Below are 19856 nucleotides of genomic sequence, written 5' to 3'. Positions count from 1 at the left end.
GATGTGTGAAATAAAGTAAGGAAATGGTGATCACAATGAAGGCGTCGCTGAATTAAAAAAAATAGAGTTCTTAGTGATACGATGAGTGTTCATTATCTATAGTTCATCTATTTTATTTTTAAAAGAATAGATGGGGAGGATAGTCCGTCGGTAAAGGATCCAATAAGTCAAATATTAGCACAAATATCTGATTAACTGTTGGGATCAAAGAATGGAGTAATGTATAGGGGTTATATAACATCAAGAACAAGCCGATAGAGTTTTTTGCTAATCGACTTATTCCTTATCCTTCAAATCAATAATCTCGCGAATATCTGATATGTCAAAAGCTTCGGCGATTCTGATAATATGACCAAAGTTAATATTCTGACGTTTGCGGTTGGCCAGTTCGCTAAGAGCAGCATGACGAATATCAGTTAAGCGTGATAACTCTCGTAAAGAAATATTATGTTGATCGATCAGGTCATTGATTTTTACTTCGATATATTTATCCATAGGTCACCTTTAAAATGGGTTTGACTTTAAGGGAAATATATCATATACTATTTTCATTAGTGGTACGTAATTACGTACCAAGAAAAGGAGGATAGACGCATACATAATCAGACCTTAGAAAGGAAGATGTGATGTAGTAACCATTTCCTATCAAATGGAAGAAAGAGAAGCAATCTCTATGATTATTCTTTGAAAACGGCATACCGATTGAAATGAATGCTCTGAAGAGAATAGTGATGGAGGTGTTTATTCAAAAACGTGACACAACAAAGCGACTCAGTAGAAGAAAAGGGGGTAATAAGCATGACTGTTCACAAAGTAATTAAGACAAAAGGACTTATAGATGGGACGGGAGCCCCAAAAAAAGAATATATGGCAATCGTCATTCAAGATCATACCATTATCGAAATCGGAACATTAACAAGTGTCCATATACCAGATCATGCAGAAATCATTGATTTAGGAGATAAAACAGTCCTTCCGGGATTAGTAGATGCGCATATGCATTTCTTTGCCATACCTAGTCATGAATTATATAAAATGCATACCGAATCTACAGAATATCGAGCGATTCGAGGAGCGGAAGAAGCAGGAAAGATGTTGCAGGCAGGGATTACAGCGGCAAGATGCCTTGGTTCTAATGTCACACCAACCATACGGAGAGCTATTAATGAAGGATTGATTCCCGGTCCGCGAATGGTGGCAGCTGGAAATTTTATTATTTCCACTAGTGGGACGTGGGATGATATTACACCGGCGCATGAATTTGCTGATGGAAAAGAAGAAGTACGAAAACGAGTGAGACAACGAATCAGCCAAGGAGCAGATGTGATAAAGATAGGATTATCCAAAGGAGCTTTAGGTGACCTGAATGTCTCATGGGGAGATGATCCTTATACAAACTTACCAGCATATAGTTTGGAGGAGACAAAGGCTATAACGGAGGAAGCGCATTTTAATCACGTGAAGGTAAGTGCACATTGTATTGGAGAAGACGCAGTGAACTTAGCGATAGATGGAAATGTAGATGTTATTGAACACGGATACGCTATCAGTCAAGAGACTAGAATGCGATTAGTAGAAACGCAAATCCCTGTTGTTACCACCATGTCTCAATTGTATTTCCATGAGCAAGCTTTTGAGCCTTTTCATTATTCGCAACAAGAAAAGGAGTTATTCACCAAACATTATCAAGCCATGAAAGAAAGTTTTTGTAAAGGATTGGAAGCAGGCGTTCATTTTGTGTTAGGAACGGATTTAATTGGTTATCCTACGCATCCGCAAGATCAAGCGGCGAAGGAATGGGAGTTGGTTGTAGAACTGGGTATGACACCTGAGCAGGCCATTGTAGCAGGAACGAAATTAGCTGCTGATGTGATTGGTTTAGGAGATAAGGTAGGAACCATTGAAAAAGGAAAATATGCGGATATTATTGCTGTGGAAGGAGATCCCATCGAAGATATTTCAAGGTTACAGTTTGTTGATTTTGTGATGAAAGATGGTGAAGTAGTTAAAAAAGATAGGGGGAATAAGCGTGCAATCTATTCAAGCGATAACGAATCACAATCTTGAAGAAAGCTTGGAAACACTGATTTCACTAGAGGATGTTTCCCTTGAATTTCATACGAAAATGAAAACGGTTAAAGCATTGCATGAAGTGAATTTAGAGGTGGAAAAAAATGAATTTCTTTGTGTCATGGGGCCATCAGGGTGTGGAAAAACGACACTGCTGAATGCAATTGCTGGTATGCTGCACCCAACATCAGGAAAGATAGAAGTAGAAGGAAAGGTCATAAATAAACCAAGTCCAGAACGAGCGGTAGTGTTTCAAGATGACGCTGTCTTTCCTTGGATGACGGTGGAAGATAACATTGGCTTTAGTCTGGCCATGCAAAATAAATCAAAACAGGAGATTAAGCAAAAAGCAGAATACTATATGGATCTAGTAGGCTTAACAGATTTTCGTCATGCCTGGCCAAAACAACTTTCAGGCGGTATGAAAAAAAGAGTCGATATCGCTCGCGCTTATGCCGCTAACCCAAAAGTATTATTGTTAGATGAACCATTTGGGCCTTTAGATATTATGACGAAGGAATACTTACAAGAAGAACTGAGGAAGTTGTGGTTGAAAGCACCACGAACGATCATTTTTATTACGCATGATTTAGAAGAGGCGCTGTATTTAGGTGATCGAGTAGTAGTGATGACACCTAGACCAGGTAAAATTCACTCTGTATACACACCTGATTTTGCAAAAGATCGAGATTTATCTATTAAAACTTCTCCTTCCTTTATCGAATACCGAAAACAAATTCGAGCCATTTTAAAACAAGAAGCATAGAAAGCAGGTGTAAGCAGTGTCAAAAAAGCTAGAAGATAAGAGGTTAGTATTTTCTCAAGGTGGTTATTTAAGTATTTTGTCTGTATTGCTAGTATTCATTGCCTGGTTTACGGTGACAGAGGATGGTTTGGGACTCGTTCGACCAGTGATTTTTCCATCACCAAGTATGGTTTTTGAGGCAGCTTTATCGACAAGTGCATTAATAGGAAATGATGTACTTTATACGATGTTTCGTGTGGTGACGGGGTTAGTGACAGGTGTTGTCTTAGGGATAGTTGTAGGAGTGCTGGTTTGTTTCAGCGAGAAGATTTATTACTTTCTCAACCCATTAATTGAAAGTGGGCGCCCCGTTCCAGTCATTGCGATGATTCCTTTCTTCTTAATGTGGTTTGGAATCGGTGAATTGGGCAAATTTCTTTTAGTAACACTAGGCGTTTTCTTTATTATCGTGATTAATACGATAGAATCCATTCGTAATGTTCCACCTATTTACGTGAAGGCAGGGCAAACGCTTGGGGCAAATAAGGCAAATATTTTCCGAAAAATTATTTTGCCTAGTATTATCCCATCGTTAATAGGACCTATTCGGGTGTGTATTGCGATTTCATTTACATTGGTAGTGGCAGCAGAGTTTATGGGAGCTCAGGCTGGAATGGGGTATCGAATATTGCAGGCTCGTAAGATGTTTAACACCGATGTGATATTTCTTGGAGTCGTCATGTTTGGGTTGTTATCTGCATTAGTAGATGCTGCGATTCGAAAGTCTTTAAATTATATTACACGCTGGACGGAAAGAGCTTAAGAGGGAGGAGAGCATGTAATGAATAAAATGAAAATAGTGGAAATGTTAATGGTGCCAATTTTGTTAATTATATTAGCAGCATGTGGGAGTGAAGCTAATAATGACGATACAGGTGGACAAGCGACGACAGAGAATGGAGGGAAACAATCAGATGAGTTAGAAACAATTAGTGTAGCATTAAGTCCTTTCCAGGATGTTTATTCGATTCATGTGGGCATAGAGCAGGGATTTTTTGAAGAAGAAGGTATTGAGCTTGAGATTCAAGAAACAGATTGGGCAGGAGGAAATGATTTATTAGTAGGGGAGCAAGTAGATGTTGCTACAGCAGGTGATTCCGATGTAGTGTTACAGAATTCTAATGGAGTAGAAACGACGCTTGCTTTTCCGATATTCTATTTTGCAGGTGCAGGGCTCATGTACGATGATGATAGGTACGATTGGCAGACGTATGATCAATTCCTTGAGGAAGGGCTAGATCAAGAGGAAGCGATGCGAGAGACTTTAGAGCAAGTGAAAGGAATGAGGATTGGATTAAACACAAGTGTAAGCGAATACACCAGTTTCATATCCATGTTAGATTATGTTGGATTAGAGTCAGATGATTATGAAATTATTGATATGTCGCAAGAAGATTTGCCACCAGCATTATTATCTGAATCTATTGATGTCATGATTAGCGGTATTCCACAACGTTTAGCTGTGCAAAAAGAGGGATATGCTACTTTAATTGACCAGACTACGTTACCATATACCATTTCTCATAATGGCTTTGCCGCCCACCAATCATGGGTAGAAAATAATCATGATTTATCACTGCGTTTTCTTCAGGCCATTTTTAAGACCTTTCACTATATTGAGGAAAATCCGAATGAGGCCTTTCCAATTATTGTAGAGCGTATGAAGGATGTTGGTACAGAGATAACGGTGGAAGAACTAAAGGATGTTTGGAATAACATGGAGTATTTTCCAAGCAGCAAAGAGTTTTATCAAAACGAAGTCCTAGATGAAAATGGTGATTTTTATTGGCGAGATCGTTTTGAACGAGTTGTAGGTATTATGGAAGCGGAAGGAAGAGTAGAGGAAGGAAGTATCACGAATTTAGAATCATTGCATTATACGGTCGAGTTACTATCAGAATAAAATTAATAGAAAGGGAGACAAACATATGCAAATAGAGTTAAAAGAAGTGAATCTACCTGAATTTGGTTTAGAAGAGGTATTACCAGATGTACCATCAGAAATCTATGAGACGAGATGTCGCGAATTTTACACTAAGGCAGGATGTGATTGGCTTGTAGTTTATGCAGATCGAGAACATTTCGCCAATATTCATTATTTATCTGCCTTTGATCCAAGGTTTGAAGAAGCTTTACTATTATTAGGTCCGAACCAAAAGAAATATTTATTATTAGGAAATGAATGTGTAGATTACGCACCTGTAAATAAAATAAACGCCGAGGTAGTGTTGTACCAATCCTTTGGGCTGTTGGGACAAGATCGTACGCAAGCGCCACGATTGGATCATATCTTAAAAGATATTGGTATGACAGCTGCGGATAAAGTAGGAGTTTGTGGTTGGAAGTATTTCGAGGAAAATGAAAAGATTCCGTCATCTTCAAATCTATTTATCCCGGCTTTCATAGTTGATTGTCTGCAAAATCTTGTGAATACAGTATTAGTCGATGTAACAGAATTACTATTGCATCCTACGAAAGGTATGCGTGTTTATAATGAAGCAGAGAATCTAGCGTACTTTGAATGGGGAGCTGCCCGATCTTCTAATGCAGTCGATCAAATAGTGCGAAACGTAGAAGTTGGTATGACAGAACATGAAGCTGTATCCAATATGCAATTTGCAGGAGAAATATTAACTGCTCACGTGATGTTTTCAGCCGACAAGGAAAAAATTATTGGCTTATCTAGTCCTTCCTCCAAAGCAATCGAGTTTGGTGATGGAGTCACAACAGGAGTTGGTTACTGGGGAGGATTAAGCTGTCGAGCAGGGGTTATCGATAAGCAAAATGATAAGTATTTAAATGATTTAGCGAAGCCTTATTTTAAAGCAATTGCTGCTTGGTATCAAAAGGCAACTATTGGTGCAACGGGTGGAGAAATTTGGAATGAGATAGTCTCTATCCTTGATCAAGCAGGGTTGAAGTCAGCTTTAAACCCAGGACATCAAGTAAGTACAGATGAATGGATGAATACCATTATGAAGCCTGGTTCAAAAGAGAAAATTGCCTCTGGTATGGCTTTCCAGTGTGATATTATCCCAACTCCTTTGCCAGATGGCATTGGCTTGAATTGTGAGGACAGTGTATTCTTCGCGGACGAGGAGTTGCGTGCAGAAATCAAACAAAAGTATCCTTCTTTATGGGAGCGCATTCAAAGAAGGCAACAGTTTATTAGAGAGGAAATTGGCATTCTAATCCATGATGATTTACTGCCATTATCTAATAACTGCGCATACTTTAGTCCGTTTTGGTTAACACCGGATAAGGTTTTGGTGGTGGTGTAAAGGGTGTTTAATTAAATAAATATGATAAATAACGACTTAACACTTTTGTTGAGTCGTTATTAAGTTAGAAATGAGAAATAGACGGATCAGAAAAAAAGAAGTAAGAAATCAAAAAAAAGTTTTCAAAAAAGGTTCTTGAATTTTTTTTATAATTCAAGTATTATATAAATAACTTATTTCATTCAATGAAAAAATAAAGTTATGTAATGGAGTGTTCAGTTTGAAAACTTTAAGAAATGGTAGTAAAGAACTGATTAAAGAAATAAATCGTTTTAAGGTGCTAAATATGATTAGGAAGAGACATCCAATCAGACGTTCGGATATATCAAATGAATATAACTTAGGCGCTTCAACATTAAAATATATCATTGAAGACTTAATGAATGTAGGTTATGTAGTCGAAATTGGAGAATCATCGTCAACAGGAGGAAGACGGGCGAAGCTTTTAGAATTCAACAAAGAATATGGCTATACCGCTAGTGTGAAAATTGAAGAACATCAACTATTGTTTGCTTTAACAAACATGGAAGCGGAAATTATTGATTCAGGTTCTGTTAATTTTGAAAAAAAAATTTTGCCTGAAACGATTGTTGGAATAATTGAGAAAAAAATAAATAGCTTGCTTGAAAATAACGGGATTAACCAGAAGAAACTTTTAGGAATTGGTATTCTTTCTTCAGGGCTGGTGAATCGTAAACATGGCATCATTATTCGATCCTCAATGTTGGGTTGGAAGAACGTACCTATCACAAAAATGGTGAAAGAACGGTTTGAAGCAGTTCGTGTATATGTGGATAATAACATAAATGGTTATACTCTTGCAGAGCTTTGGAATGGTTCAGGCAAAGGCTATACTAATTTTCTAGTAGTTTCAATAGGTGCTGGAATTGGTTTGTCAGTAGTTATAGATAGAAAAATATATTATGGCACTGTTGGAGGGGCTGGAGAATTTGGTCATACGACATTAGTAGTTGATGGCTATCAATGTCACTGTGGTCAAAAAGGATGTATCGAAATGTATGCTTCTGAATTTTACTTTAAAAACAAAGGAAATACGTTATTGTCTGATTTTCCTGATTCAAAATTAAAAAACTTCTCGTTTGATGAAGTGGCACAAAAAGCAATGGAAGACGATCGTTTAGCAATCCAACTTTTTAAAGAAATGAGTAATTATCTAGGACATGGGTTAAGAAATTTAATTAATACCTTTAATCCAGAACAAATTATATTAGCTGGTGAAGGAATGCGCTATAGTGATTTATTTTTCAATGATGTGAAACATATTGCGAATAGTAATTTCTTTTCTAAAGTGGAAATTGAAACTAAGATTGTTAAATCTAATTTAGATGATACCTCATGGCTAATTGGCGGGGCCCTCTTGGCAATTGACCAAATTTTTCAAGAACCCATATATGAAAAAGAGCGAGTCTCAAAGTGAAAAAGGAAGGAGTTTATATCTCATGGTCGGAATGAAAAAAAGAAATACATATCTTTGGTTAATAGTTTTTTTGCTACCTAATTTACTAGGTTTTCTTTTATTTATTGGTTTTCCTATTATTTCCTCATTGGGGCTGAGTTTTACACAGTGGGATTTACTAGGAACAATAAACTTTGCTGGATTTGATAATTATATTCGCATGGTACAAGATCCTGAATTTTGGAGAGCTTTTCGAAATACTTTTTTATTTATTTTTGGATATTTGCCTTTAGTAATGGTGTTTGGGCTCGCTTGTGCCTTGTTGTTAAATAAACAAATGAAATTAAGGGCTTTTTTTAGAGCCTCTTACTTTCTTCCGGTAGTAACAAGCTGGGTAGCTGTATCATTAGTTTGGAAATGGCTGTATAACCCTAATTATGGTTTGATAAATTATTTTCTATCCTTAATTGGAATTGAGGGGCCACAATGGCTTCACGATCCATCAACTGCGATGATTGGTATTATCATTGCAAGTGCGTGGAAAGATATAGGCTTTGTTATGGTGTTATTTTTGGGAGGGTTACAGAACATATCTCCTTCTTATTATGAGGCAGCTTCCATAGATGGTGCTGGTAAATTTAGAATGCTTTTAAGAATTACTATTCCTTTATTAGGACCAACAACTTTTTTTGTAACCGTTATTTCTTTAATCAATTCATTTCAGGTGTTTGATCAAGTGATGATTATGACTGAAGGTGGACCGAGCGGTTCTACTACGGTAATGGTTCAAAATATTTACAACTACGCCTTTAAATACTATGAAATGGGTTATGCGTCAGCAATGAGTTGGGCCTTATTTATAGTCATCTTTATCTTCACATGGATTCAGATGAAATTTCAAGATAAGGGGGCAAATTAACTTATGAAATCTAAGAAAAAAGGGTTATTCAAAAAACTATTATTTTATTTCTTATTAGTAACTGGAGCACTTATCATGCTAGGTCCTTTTCTTTGGATGATTTCTACCTCTTTAAAAGGGGATGGGGCAGTTATGGTGTTTCCTCCAGAGTTTATTCCAAAGAACGTGACATTATCAAATTATCAAGAAGTAATCGAAAAGTTTCCAATGATGAAATTTTTGTGGAATTCATTGGTTGTGGCATTTTTAACTACGATAGGTCAGATTATTTTTAGTTCGATGGCAGGGTATGCTTTTGGTCGTATGCACTTTAAAGGCAGAGACAAATTATTCTTACTCTATTTAGCTACAATGATGGTGCCGACACAAGTTACCATGATACCACAATTTATTTTAATTAGGGAGTTAGGGTGGTTAGATTCTTATCAAGGTTTAATTATACCTACCATGTTTGGTGTGTTTGGTACTTTCCTAATGAGACAAGCGATGCTATCAATTCCAAGGGAATTAGAAGAAGCGGCCTTTATGGATGGAGCAAATCATTTGAGAGTTTTTTGGCATGTATGTATGCCATTGCTAAAACCAATGATAGCAACACTAGGTATATTTTCGTTTATGCAGTCTTGGAATAATTTTTTATGGCCATTAATCGTAATTAGTTCTAATGAATTAGCAACACTTCCATTGGGGTTATCTTTATTACAAGGTCGTTGGAGTACTGACTGGGGTCTTATGATGTCAGGAGTGGTTATAAGTGTTGTTCCTATACTAATCGTTTATCTTTTTGCTCAAAAGTACTTTATACAAGGAATGACTATGAGTGGAATGAAAGAATAAAACATATTAAAAGAGGAGAGGTTAAGATGATTAAAAAAAGAATAGGATTATTATTTTTGTTCATGTTTTTGTTTCTATCATTGATAGCATGCTCATCATCAGATGAAGGAGAACAAGCGTCTAGTAATGATCAAGCAGGAGAAGTAGAAATTAGTTATTATAGCTTTTCTGCATCACCAGAGTATGAGGAAGAACTAGATCAAATTATAGAGGCTTTTGAAGAAGAAAATCCAGACATTACTGTAGACAAGGAGTTAGCAGCATATGATGATTATTTTACAAAGTTACAAACACAAATAGCTGGTGGAAATGCACCTGATGTATTTGAATTAAATTATGAAAACTTTGTTCAATATGCGTCTAGAGGTACTTTAGCAGACTTAACATCATTTATAGGAGAAGATAATGCATTTGACCCAAGTCAGTTAAATCAACAAGCGTTTGAAGCCTATCAATATGATGGGAAGCAGTATGGGATGGTAGAAAGTTTTTCTAACGTGCTTACATTTTATAACAAAGATTTGTTTGATGAAGCTGGAGTAGATTATCCTACTGCTGATTGGACGTGGAAAGATGAGTTAGAAGCAGCTAAGAAGTTAACCAATCCAAACGAAAATGTATGGGGAACTTATTCGCCGACTACTATGAATGAATTTTATAAAGTTGCTGCTCAAAACGGCGGGGAAATCTTCAATGATGACGGATCTGTAGCTATCAACTCAGAAGAAAATGAAGAAGCACTAGCATATATGGTGGATAAAGTAACAGAGTATGATGTTACTCCATCTCCAGCTGATATGTCGGGACAATTGCCTGAAGATCTATTCGTAAATGGTCAACTTGCTATTCTTCATACAGGAATTTGGATGTTTGGCACATTTGCAGATGCGCCTTTTGAATGGGATGTAGAATTGGAAGCTGGTAATACTCAGAAAGCCCATCATTTCTTTGCAAATGGCTTGGCGGTTTCAGCTGATTCTGATAAGCAAGAGGCTGCTTACAAATTTGCAGCATTTATGAGCGCAAGTGAAGAAGTAGCAAACATTCGCCTGGATTCTTCTTGGGAACTTCCTGCTATATCGGACGAGGAAGTGTTAGCTCCTTATCTAGAGCAGACATCTCCAGAGAATAGACAAGCAGTATTTGATGCACTAGATACACTTGTAATGCCCCCAGTTGTTGAAAATTGGAGTAGAATTAGTGATGTAACAGATGAGGAACTTGAAAAAGCATTGTTTGGAGAACAAACACCGAAGGAAGTATTAGAAATTTTAGAAAATGAGTATAACAATATTTTAAATTAACAAAACAAAGGATATATGGTCACTTAGGTGCATATATCCTTTCCTTTAAAAAAGTATTTTTTATAAAGGTGAAATTAACTTCACCATATATTAGATGAAAAAGGAGTTATGCTACAAAATGAAATCTTGCCAATCATTCTCATCATTATTATATATATATTTATTGCAACTTAAGAATGGATCAAAGCATGAAATTAATTTATTACTACAGGAATCGCGACCAACATTAATAGAAGATTCTTTTTACAATATTGCGACTTGGTTATGGCTGTATCAGAGAGAAAAAAATTATGGTTCATTAAGTGATGATATAGAGAACATAGATATTGAAAATTACATAACCTATATAGAAGATAATTGGGACAAAGAACATGAAAATGTGCTTGCATTAAGCAGTAAAGATGTTTTTCTGACGAATTTGTCCATGGCGTATGCTGCTTTGTTAGAAAGTAAAAACACTGGCGAACATTCAAAAGTTCAGAGAGTGATGACTAAAATTCGTGATTATGTATTTGAACACTTATTAAGTGGAGGGCTTGTTTTAAATGGTAATCAATCCAGAAGAGTATCAGTTGATCAAACATTAGCTGTATTGCCTTTTGGTTTGTTCTCTCCAGAAGATTTAGTTATAGTAGAAGCTACTAATAAAATGACATCAGAATTATCTCGAGAAACAGGTTTTGTTACTTATACAGGATCATCTGATGCAACTGCAGAGGCTACGATTCTAATGGCGCTTTACCATTTGGAAAAATCAGAAAAAGAAATTGCTAAAAAATACTATGAAAAGGCGTTATTACTACCAAAGAACGATTTATCAGAAGTGTTAACAAAGATATATGAACATTTCGAAAAATCAAATTCGAAAGAAAAAGAGATATTTCTTCATGAGCCATTTGGAAATGAGAATGTATATCAAAAGAAACCCACTGAACGAACACCTCATTATCCTAGCTTAGATGACCCTATAATTATGATTTGCGAAGTGAATATAGAAGAAGTACAGGAAGTAAATGTTCATATCAGTAAGGTTTCTGATGATTGGGAAAAAACTTATCCTATGAAGAAAAAGAATGATCTATATAAATGCTGGGTACAGAAGTTGCCTAGCTTCACTGATTACTATTATTATTTTTCCGCAAAAACCCATAATGGTGATATTGTATTTTCTAAAAATTATCCTTTGAAAATGGTAAACCAATATGTTATCGATTCATTTTATGTAGTGGAAAAATTAGGGGATAAGTTAATATGTGAATCTGACCAAGATAATCATGTATTCACTTTTGAGTTATGTTTAAACGATTTAGGCGCGGAGATTAAATTATTACCAGCAATTAAAACTTATAATTCCTCTAATAGAAAATATGAAAATATTCATTTAGAGTATAAGTTGAATCGTATAGAGATTGCTAGTGAACATGGGAAAATTAAAATAACTAATGGAGACAATAGTATTATCGCTTCACATCCATTACTGCCTTTTATGGAGTATTCCTTAGATACTGAAAGAGTAATAAGGGATGTTAAAGTAAATTGGTATTCTCCTAATTCAGAATCATTTTTTGGATTTGGCGAAAGATATAATTCGACGAACCAAAAAGGAAATGTCATCGACTGTTATGTATATAACCAGTATCGAGATCAGCAAACGAAAACGTATATGCCGATCCCGTTCTATCTAACTAATCAATCTTATGGTTGTTTTGTAAATACTAATGCTTACACATCTTTTGATTTAGGATCCGAATTATATGATAAACACTCTATGCTAATTGACTTTACCAATATAACGGAAGAAATAAGTATCCATTTGTTCATTGGTAATTTAAAAAAACAAATACAAAAATATATGGAGGTTACTGGAAAACCAAAGATGCTTCCTTCCTGGGCTTTAGGCCCATGGATGTCTAGTAATAATTGGGATAGGCAATCTATTGTTGAGAAAGAAGTTAAGTTAACCAATAAATACAATATTCCAGCCACAGTAATAGTGTTAGAACAATGGAGTGATGAAGCAACCTATTACATGTTTAATGATGCAGAATATCCATTAAAAACACCAGGATATGTTCATCAATATAATGAAATGCATTTTCCAAAATGGGGAAGATGGCCAGATCCGCAGCAAATGGTATATGATTTACATGAGCAAGATTTAAAATTGATACTTTGGCAAATTCCTATTCAAAAGTATTTGAATAAACAAAAACATCCGTTAAAAGATCAAGATGAAGAATATATGATAAATAACGGTTATGTAGTTGAAAATGTAGATGGAAGTCCTTATAGAATTCCAGAAAATTGGTTTACTAACAGTTTAATCATGGATTTTACCAATGAAGAGGCAAAACAATGGTGGTTTGCCAAAAGACAGTACTTATTAGATATAGGAGTAGACGGTTTTAAAACGGATGGCGGTGAATTTGTATTTGGTAAAAATTTAGTTTTTGCTAACGGTTCTACGGGTAGTGAAATGCGTAATAAATATCCAAATGATTATATAGAAGCATATTATCAGTTTGCTCAACGAAATGAAGGTATTACATTTAGTCGCGCGGGATATATAGGTGCTCAAAACTTTCCAGCACATTGGGCTGGTGATGAGAGATCGACGTTTGATGCGTTTAAAAGATCTTTAATTGCAGGTATAAATTCAGGATTAAGCGGTATTACTTTTTGGGGATGGGATTTAGCTGGATTCAATGGTGATATTCCAACATCAGAATTATTTATGCGATCTTCTGCAATGGCGGCTTTTTGCCCAATTATGCAGTATCATGCAGAAAGCAAGGCGGAATTTAATCAGGATCGTACGCCATGGAATATAGCGGAACGAACTGGAGTATCAGAAGTAATTGATGTATACCGTTTTTTTGCTAATATCAGAATGAATATGATGCCATATTTATATCAAGAAGCACAAAAATCCAGTACTTCTGGAATTCCAATGATGCGAGCATTAATGCTTGATTATGAGAATGATCCGAGAGTTTATTCGATTTATGATCAATATATGTTTGGCGATTATTTATTAGTAGCACCCATAATTGAAGAAGGAGAAATACTTCGTCAAGTGTACTTGCCAGAGGGGGCATGGACAAATCTCTGGTCTAATGAAACAATCAAAGGGCCCAAATTATTTAAGGTGACAGCAAATGTAGACGAGATCCCTGTATTTGTGAAAAACAATAGTATACTTCTTTTTAATATAGGAGAAACAAAACAACTTGGTTCATCTGTCGGAAACAAACTAGATGGTTTCCAAATGCCGTTATGCAAAATTTATTATGATTCAGACTTTTCCCAAACATTAACTGATCATTTAGATAATAAAATGGATATATTAGTGTATGAAAAATCAGACTATATTAATGTAGAAGTAACGAATCCAATTAAAGACATTGAATTTGAACTGATTGGAACTGATAAAGAATTAAGAATTATTAAAAGAGTTTAATATCTAAGTGGTATGGGTGTGAACAGGTTTGCAATATTGCAATTTTTTAAACTGTGCGGTTAAAGAATAACAGGAGGTTTTATTTTAATGAAGAAACCCAATATCATTATGGTTATATCACACGATACGGGAAGATACATGGAGAATTACGGTCAGCATATTGAAACGCCAAACTTAAAAGCATTGGCTGAACAAGGTATTCAATTTAATCAATATTATTGTTCCCAGCCTCAATGCAGCCCAAGCAGGGGAAGTATTTTAACTGGGATGTACAGTCATAATCATGGCATGATGGGGCTTGCTCACATGGGACATTCGATGACAAAGGAAGTTACCACCATTCCATCTGCGTTACAAAGAGTGAACTATGAAACTTGGTTATTTGGATTCTCTCATGAAGCGATAGATGGGGGAAAGCCTGGGCGTCATTTAGGCTATCAGCATATAACGGAAGTTCATGGAAATGCAGCAAAAGAAGTCACGGTTAAATTAGAATCATTTTTAGAGAAACAGACCGAAGAAGGTAATGATAAACCATTTTTTGCCTCGGTAGGGTTTGAAGAAACGCATTTACCGGTTGACCATTTTGAGCCAGATCCGCTTGGATCAGTGGAGCCGCTTGATTACTTACCTGCTGCAGAAGGAGTCTTAAATGATCTGGCTCATTTCCATGGCTCCGTAAAATCATTGGATCGAGCGGTTGGAGATATCATGACGAAAATGCGGAAGACCGGTCTTGATAAAAATACCGTGCTTATCTACACTACAGATCATGGCATTCCTTTTCCACGGGCTAAAGGCACATTGTTTGATGCAGGTTTAGAAACGGCGTTAATGATGAAATTTCCAGATGGAACATTGAAACAGGGAAGGGAGATCAACGAATTATTATGTAATATTGACTTAATGCCTACTTTATTAGAATTGGCAGGAGCAGATATTCCAGAACATATAGATGGTTCTAGTTTTTTATCCTTACTAAAAGAAGAGAAGTACAAGGAAAGGGATAGTTTTTTCTGTGAACAAACATGGCATGACCGCTATCACCCAATGCGAGGTATTCGAACGAAGGAGTATAAGTATATCCGGAATTTTGAAGATGGTCCTAAGGTTTATTTACCGTTAGACATACATCAAAGTAAAGCAGGACAAGCGGTTAGAGAAGAATTCTATGTACCTAATGCAAAAGAGGAGTTATATGACCTGAAGAAGGATCCATTGGAAAAAGACAATCTGATAGAAGATCCAGATTATGAAGCGGTTGTCAATCAGTTAAGGGAGAAAGTGGATAATTGGATGAAGCAGACACAAGATCCGCTGTTAGAAGGTAAAGTGCCTGGGTTTGAGGCGGAAGAATGGGAGATGGAGAGAAAAGGGGAATTATTTGAGTTTTGAGAGAGTGGGATTTTTTGCAGGGAAAGTCCGTTCCTGACATTGAAAAAAACTGGTTGTGATTTGAACTAAATATACAAAAGACTAAATTTAAACTCTTAATACATGAAGCCTCCCCAAACAGTGACCTGATCAGTGTTTTGGGGAGGTTATTGTACTTTGACTTGCATTCCTCATTACTTCCTTCTATTTCGTATTAGAATGTTTTTAATTCATATTTAGGGTTCATTCTGTCCCAAATAATAAAAGGGTGTAAAAAATTTCATACTACAAGTAATCGCTTTCGTAAGATAACATGAAATTATAATAAATGATGCAAGGTGGTTATATAGATGGGAGTACAGACAACAGTAAATACGGAAAAAAAATCAGGTATTAACACAAGGGGGTGGGTAGATAAAATTTCGAGTAAGGGTTGGGTTGCGATTTCGTTAATAGTTGCCATTATATTTTGGACGATATTATCTTTTATACCTGTAACATCTAGAAGTTTTCCAAACATAATAGTTACAACAGAATCGATTAGTACCATGATAAATAGAGGGGTTTTTTGGAGAGATATTGCAATGTATTTGGCAAGTAAAAAATGTATGAAATGGCATTTAAATTTGTATGCCACTTGCCACCTCTAATTACTCATGTAATAAAGATTCTTTGTAACGGAAACTGTCTCCGGTAAAAAGCAATAAATGCGAGTGATGAATCAATCGGTCGATAACCGCCTCTGTCAGTATTGGGTCGCCAAAAACATGATTCCATTGGCCAAACTGCAGGTTAGTTGTGATGATAATACTTTTATTTTCGTAACACATAGAGATGACTTGAAATAAAAGCTCTGCCCCCTCCTTATTGAGGGGAATATAGCCAAGTTCATCCAATACTAATAAATCCAGCTTCTCAATCTGTTTCATTAGTTTCGTAAGGTTTCCCTGCTGATTAGCGTCGATTAATTTATTCACCAAGGATGCCACAGTGTAAAATCTGACCCGACTGCCAAACCTATGTATGGCATTTAAGCTGATTAACGATGCCAAATAGGTTTTCCCAGTCCCAACCCCGCCATACAAAATAAGGTTTTCCTTTTCACTAATGAAGTCTCCGTTCAAAACTCCCGCTCGGTCAATGCCCTGTGGAATTTGAATATGCTCCCACTGGTAAGGGTTGCTACCTGTCTTGGGTAGTCCAGCTTGCTTTAGTAGTAAGTTTATTTTCCTTTCCTCACGGTTCTGTACTTCATTCTCAAATAACTTCAGGAGGTATTCCTGATCACTATCAGCCTCTACATTGCTGTAGTTCTCTCTAATCCAACTCAGCTTTAAACGTTTGGCGTAAGCTTCTATTTGATCATTCATTGACTGATCCCTCCCTTCTGGAAGAAGGAATCATAATGGGATAACCCTCTTGTCGCATTTGGCACATTAGGTATAGACACCTTTGGTGTAATGGCGGTATGGGCATCGTTTTGGTTAAGTAATGAATAGAAACAATGCTTAATTTGATCAGTATCTGGGTGGCCATGTGTAGAGGCCAATTGTAAAGCCTCATTCAACAATGAAAAGTCATCATTCTTTAAAAGCCCTCCCAATAACCGCAAGGCACTCTTTTGTTCTTCCTCCGTACAATCAAGTAGGTATTCTGTCCAAATTGGCGGGAACTGCTCATAAATCCCTGAATACTTAATTGCCCTAGGGCGTTTCGATAGTAGATTCAAATAAGGCTGCCACACCATTGATTTTCTCTTTATGCCATATAATCTTGGATGTTTTACGATAACCTCATTATTCTCCTCCAAGATGGTTATATCGTTATATGTGATGCATACACGCACGTTCTGTTTGGCGAATCGAGGAGAAGTAGAGTATTGCTTCTTGTCTATTGAAATGAATCCGTATTTGTCTGATTTTATCTCCTCATATCGTGCGCATTCAAATCTTTTCTCAGGTAAGAGAAGCCAATTTTCTTGATCCTCCTTAAATAGTTCTGATTGAAGGATACCTTTCTCATAATGCAAACGATCGCGGTCCTGCTCTGCCATTTCCCAGAGTGTTTCATTGAATGGATCCAGTTCTAAAATTGTATTCTCTGGTAATAAAAAGTTATTTCTCACATATTTAACCATTGCTTCAACATGACCTTTTTCATTACCTTTACCAGGGTTACAAAACTCGTATGTAAAACCATAATGCAGAACAAATCTATCAAAGGTCTCCGTTAACTCACGCTCTCCTTTTGCCCGAACTTTCTTTACTGCTGGTGATAAATTATCAAATCGAATCGTTTTGGGAACCCCTCCCATATGCTGGAACATGCGTTGTAACCCTTCCAGTAAACACTCTGTATTTTCCGAAGGAAAAACCTGAAAGTAAAAAGTATTACTGTTTGGAAAGGATATTACCAGATAAGGAAGATCAATCACTTCGGTATGGTACTTAAATGGTGCTGTCCCAAAGTCAACTTGTGCCGTACCCGGAATTGACTCAAGAGGCAATGCTGCGCTCTCCATATTCTCTTTTAATTCTCGTTTACGTTCTGAAACATAGTTGCGAACAGTACGGTAGGATCCTTTGAAACTATGGAATTTCTCTAGTTCCTGAAACATTCTTTTTGCTGTTCTATGATACTTCCTTTTCTTTTTTAAATCTTCCTTGATCCATTTATCCAAAATTGGCTTCACGGGATCCATGACTGGTGATTTACGTTGTTGCTTTTCTTTCTTCGTGAATTCCTCTTGATTGGCATACTTAGTTACTGTGCGGGGGTCAATTCCCATCCGTCTCCCCACACTGGCGTATGTTTCACCTTTTTGATTTACTTCATGTCTGATATAATCAACTTGTGCCACTGCTAACATCTCCTAATATCCTCCTGTTAAACGTTGTTGGTCCAACGAGGAGTTTAAAGTTATTTGGAGAGGTTGGCAAGTGGCCATTTAATTTATGCAGGGCCCTGCATAAATTAAATGCCAATCCCTACATAATTAGTTTGCCATAAACAATTGCAAGTAGTTTAACGTCTGTTCTATCTGGTTTTGGTATTGGTTTCATCTTATCTTTACCAGTAGCAATCTTGATGGCATGGTATCGACCAGTTCAATATATTTTAGAACCTTGGATTCAATTTATTCGTAATATCCCTCCTTTAGCGTATGTTCCATTAGTGGTAATTTCTGCTGGTGTTGGAAAAACACCACAAATCATTGTTATTACCATTGCTACTTTTTTAACCATGTCTATTACAATTTATCAAGGTGTAAAAAATATTGATCCTACACTTATAAAGGCAGCAAGGGTATTAGGTGCCAGAGATCGAGACATTTTTTTAAAAGTCATTGCTCCAGCTTCATTACCATTTATTTTGACAGCAATTCGATTAGGAACCGCAATTGGTTTAACCTCCTTAATTGCTGCAGAATCTACAGGTGCTTCAGATGGTTTAGGAATGCGTATACGAGCGTTAAATAACACATTTGAGTCTTCGCCCATGTTAATGTATATCATTATCATTGGTATTATCGGATTGATTTTTGAAAAATGCATTAAATTATTAGAACGGAGGTTAACTGGATGGCAAGAGAAGAGAGAAGGGTAAAGGTTAGTATGCAAGATGTAATCAAAACATTTGATTCTCGAAATGGTGAGGTAGTCGCTTTAAATGGAATTAATTTAGATATTATGGAAAATGAATTTATCGCTGTAGTAGGACCATCAGGATGTGGTAAATCTACATTATTAAATATTATTGCGGGATTAGAAAAGCCGACAAGTGGGCAAGTATTGTGTGATGGAAAACACATAGAAGGTACAGGACAAGAAAGAGGTGTTGTGTTTCAACAATATGCACTTTTTCCATGGTTAACAGTAAAAGGGAATGTTGAATTTGCGTGTAAGATACAAAGCAAACAAAAAAGCAAGGCTGAAATAGAACAATTAGCATTGAAATATATCAAAATGGTAGATTTGGAAGACTTTATTAATCATTATCCGAAAGAATTATCAGGAGGAATGAAACAACGAGTAGCTATTGCACGAGCATACGCTGCAAACCCTTCTGTGTTATTGATGGATGAACCATTTGGAGCTTTAGATGCTCAGACAAGAACGCAATTGCAAGAGGAATTATTGGAAACATGGGATAAAGAGAAGAAAACATGCTTTTTTATTACACACGATGTAGATGAAGCCATTGTATTAGGACAAAAAGTGATGATTATGAGTGCTAGGCCAGGAAGAATAAAGGAAATTGTTGATGTGAATATACCATACCCCCGCAATCAGGAAACAAAGATTTCTCAAGATTTTATGGATATAAAAAATCATATTTGGAGTCAAGTATACAAAGAATATTTAGCAGTGAGAAAATAATCTATAGTAA

Annotated in this window: 17 protein-coding genes; 14 read left to right on the top strand and 3 right to left on the bottom strand. The window is 36.2% G+C overall.

Translation table 11 applies throughout. From position 1 onward, the window contains the following. Positions 1-276 precede the first annotated feature (276 nt). Positions 277-495: a helix-turn-helix domain-containing protein gene (locus E0E32_RS18595; protein WP_066190816.1), complete on the bottom strand. Its 219-nt coding sequence runs from the start codon at positions 493-495 to the stop codon at positions 277-279. Between the two features lie 303 nt (positions 496-798). Between E0E32_RS18595 and E0E32_RS18590 the strand changes: the two genes are divergently transcribed. The 12 genes from E0E32_RS18590 (at position 799) to E0E32_RS18535 (ending at position 16117) form a co-directional block, all read left to right on the top strand. After that, a complete protein-coding gene (locus E0E32_RS18590; RefSeq protein ID WP_130860448.1) occupies positions 799-2067 on the top strand; it encodes a metal-dependent hydrolase family protein in 1269 nt (422 codons plus the stop codon). Next, positions 2030-2836, top strand: coding sequence for an ABC transporter ATP-binding protein (locus E0E32_RS18585; protein ID WP_207302301.1), 807 nt, complete (start codon positions 2030-2032; stop codon positions 2834-2836). The genes E0E32_RS18590 and E0E32_RS18585 overlap by 38 nt, the downstream gene beginning before the upstream one ends. Before the next feature lie 16 nt (positions 2837-2852). Further along, the gene (locus tag E0E32_RS18580; RefSeq protein ID WP_130860447.1) at positions 2853-3638 is read left to right on the top strand and encodes an ABC transporter permease; all 786 of its coding nucleotides are present in this window, start codon (positions 2853-2855) and stop codon (positions 3636-3638) included. A gap of 18 nt (positions 3639-3656) precedes the next feature. Next, on the top strand, positions 3657-4778 hold the full coding sequence (locus E0E32_RS18575) for an ABC transporter substrate-binding protein (protein ID WP_130860446.1): 1122 nt from the start codon (positions 3657-3659) through the stop codon (positions 4776-4778). A 25-nt stretch (positions 4779-4803) separates the two neighbouring features. Continuing rightward, positions 4804-6156, top strand: coding sequence for a M24 family metallopeptidase (locus E0E32_RS18570; protein ID WP_130860445.1), 1353 nt, complete (start codon positions 4804-4806; stop codon positions 6154-6156). Between the two features lie 220 nt (positions 6157-6376). After that, positions 6377-7594 (top strand): ROK family protein, encoded by a 1218-nt coding sequence (locus E0E32_RS18565; RefSeq protein ID WP_130860444.1) that lies wholly within the window; start codon positions 6377-6379, stop codon positions 7592-7594. A gap of 22 nt (positions 7595-7616) precedes the next feature. Next, positions 7617-8492, top strand: coding sequence for a carbohydrate ABC transporter permease (locus E0E32_RS18560; RefSeq protein WP_130860443.1), 876 nt, complete (start codon positions 7617-7619; stop codon positions 8490-8492). Between the two features lie 3 nt (positions 8493-8495). Next, on the top strand, positions 8496-9329 hold the full coding sequence (locus E0E32_RS18555; RefSeq protein ID WP_130860442.1) for a carbohydrate ABC transporter permease: 834 nt from the start codon (positions 8496-8498) through the stop codon (positions 9327-9329). Positions 9330-9358: 29 nt separating this feature from the next. Continuing rightward, positions 9359-10633, top strand: coding sequence for an ABC transporter substrate-binding protein (locus E0E32_RS18550; RefSeq protein WP_434059226.1), 1275 nt, complete (start codon positions 9359-9361; stop codon positions 10631-10633). A 118-nt stretch (positions 10634-10751) separates the two neighbouring features. After that, complete coding sequence (locus tag E0E32_RS18545) at positions 10752-14093, top strand: glycoside hydrolase family 31 protein (protein ID WP_130860441.1); 3342 nt, start codon at positions 10752-10754, stop codon at positions 14091-14093. A gap of 87 nt (positions 14094-14180) precedes the next feature. Then, positions 14181-15488: a sulfatase family protein gene (locus tag E0E32_RS18540; protein WP_130860440.1), complete on the top strand. Its 1308-nt coding sequence runs from the start codon at positions 14181-14183 to the stop codon at positions 15486-15488. A 329-nt stretch (positions 15489-15817) separates the two neighbouring features. Then, positions 15818-16117 (top strand): hypothetical protein, encoded by a 300-nt coding sequence (locus E0E32_RS18535; RefSeq protein ID WP_130860439.1) that lies wholly within the window; start codon positions 15818-15820, stop codon positions 16115-16117. Here E0E32_RS18535 and istB read toward each other — a convergent pair whose 3' ends face one another. Continuing rightward, positions 16118-16837: an IS21-like element helper ATPase IstB gene (gene istB, locus E0E32_RS18530; RefSeq protein ID WP_130859135.1), complete on the bottom strand. Its 720-nt coding sequence runs from the start codon at positions 16835-16837 to the stop codon at positions 16118-16120. Beyond that, positions 16834-18336 (bottom strand): IS21 family transposase, encoded by a 1503-nt coding sequence (istA, locus tag E0E32_RS18525; RefSeq protein ID WP_130859134.1) that lies wholly within the window; start codon positions 18334-18336, stop codon positions 16834-16836. Before istA ends, istB begins: the two co-directional genes overlap by 4 nt. A 143-nt stretch (positions 18337-18479) precedes the next feature. On the opposite strand from istA, the gene E0E32_RS18520 reads away from it, so the two are divergent. After that, complete coding sequence (locus E0E32_RS18520) at positions 18480-19073, top strand: ABC transporter permease (protein WP_130860438.1); 594 nt, start codon at positions 18480-18482, stop codon at positions 19071-19073. After that, entirely contained in the window at positions 19049-19846 is a 798-nt protein-coding gene (locus E0E32_RS18515) for an ABC transporter ATP-binding protein (RefSeq protein WP_130860437.1), read from the top strand. Before E0E32_RS18520 ends, E0E32_RS18515 begins: the two co-directional genes overlap by 25 nt. The last annotated feature ends 10 nt before the right edge of the window (positions 19847-19856 follow it).

This window comes from Gracilibacillus phocaeensis (assembly GCF_900626275.1).
GTDB lineage: Bacteria > Bacillota > Bacilli > Bacillales > Amphibacillaceae > Gracilibacillus > Gracilibacillus timonensis.
This window is presented reverse-complemented; position numbering and strand designations above follow the sequence as displayed.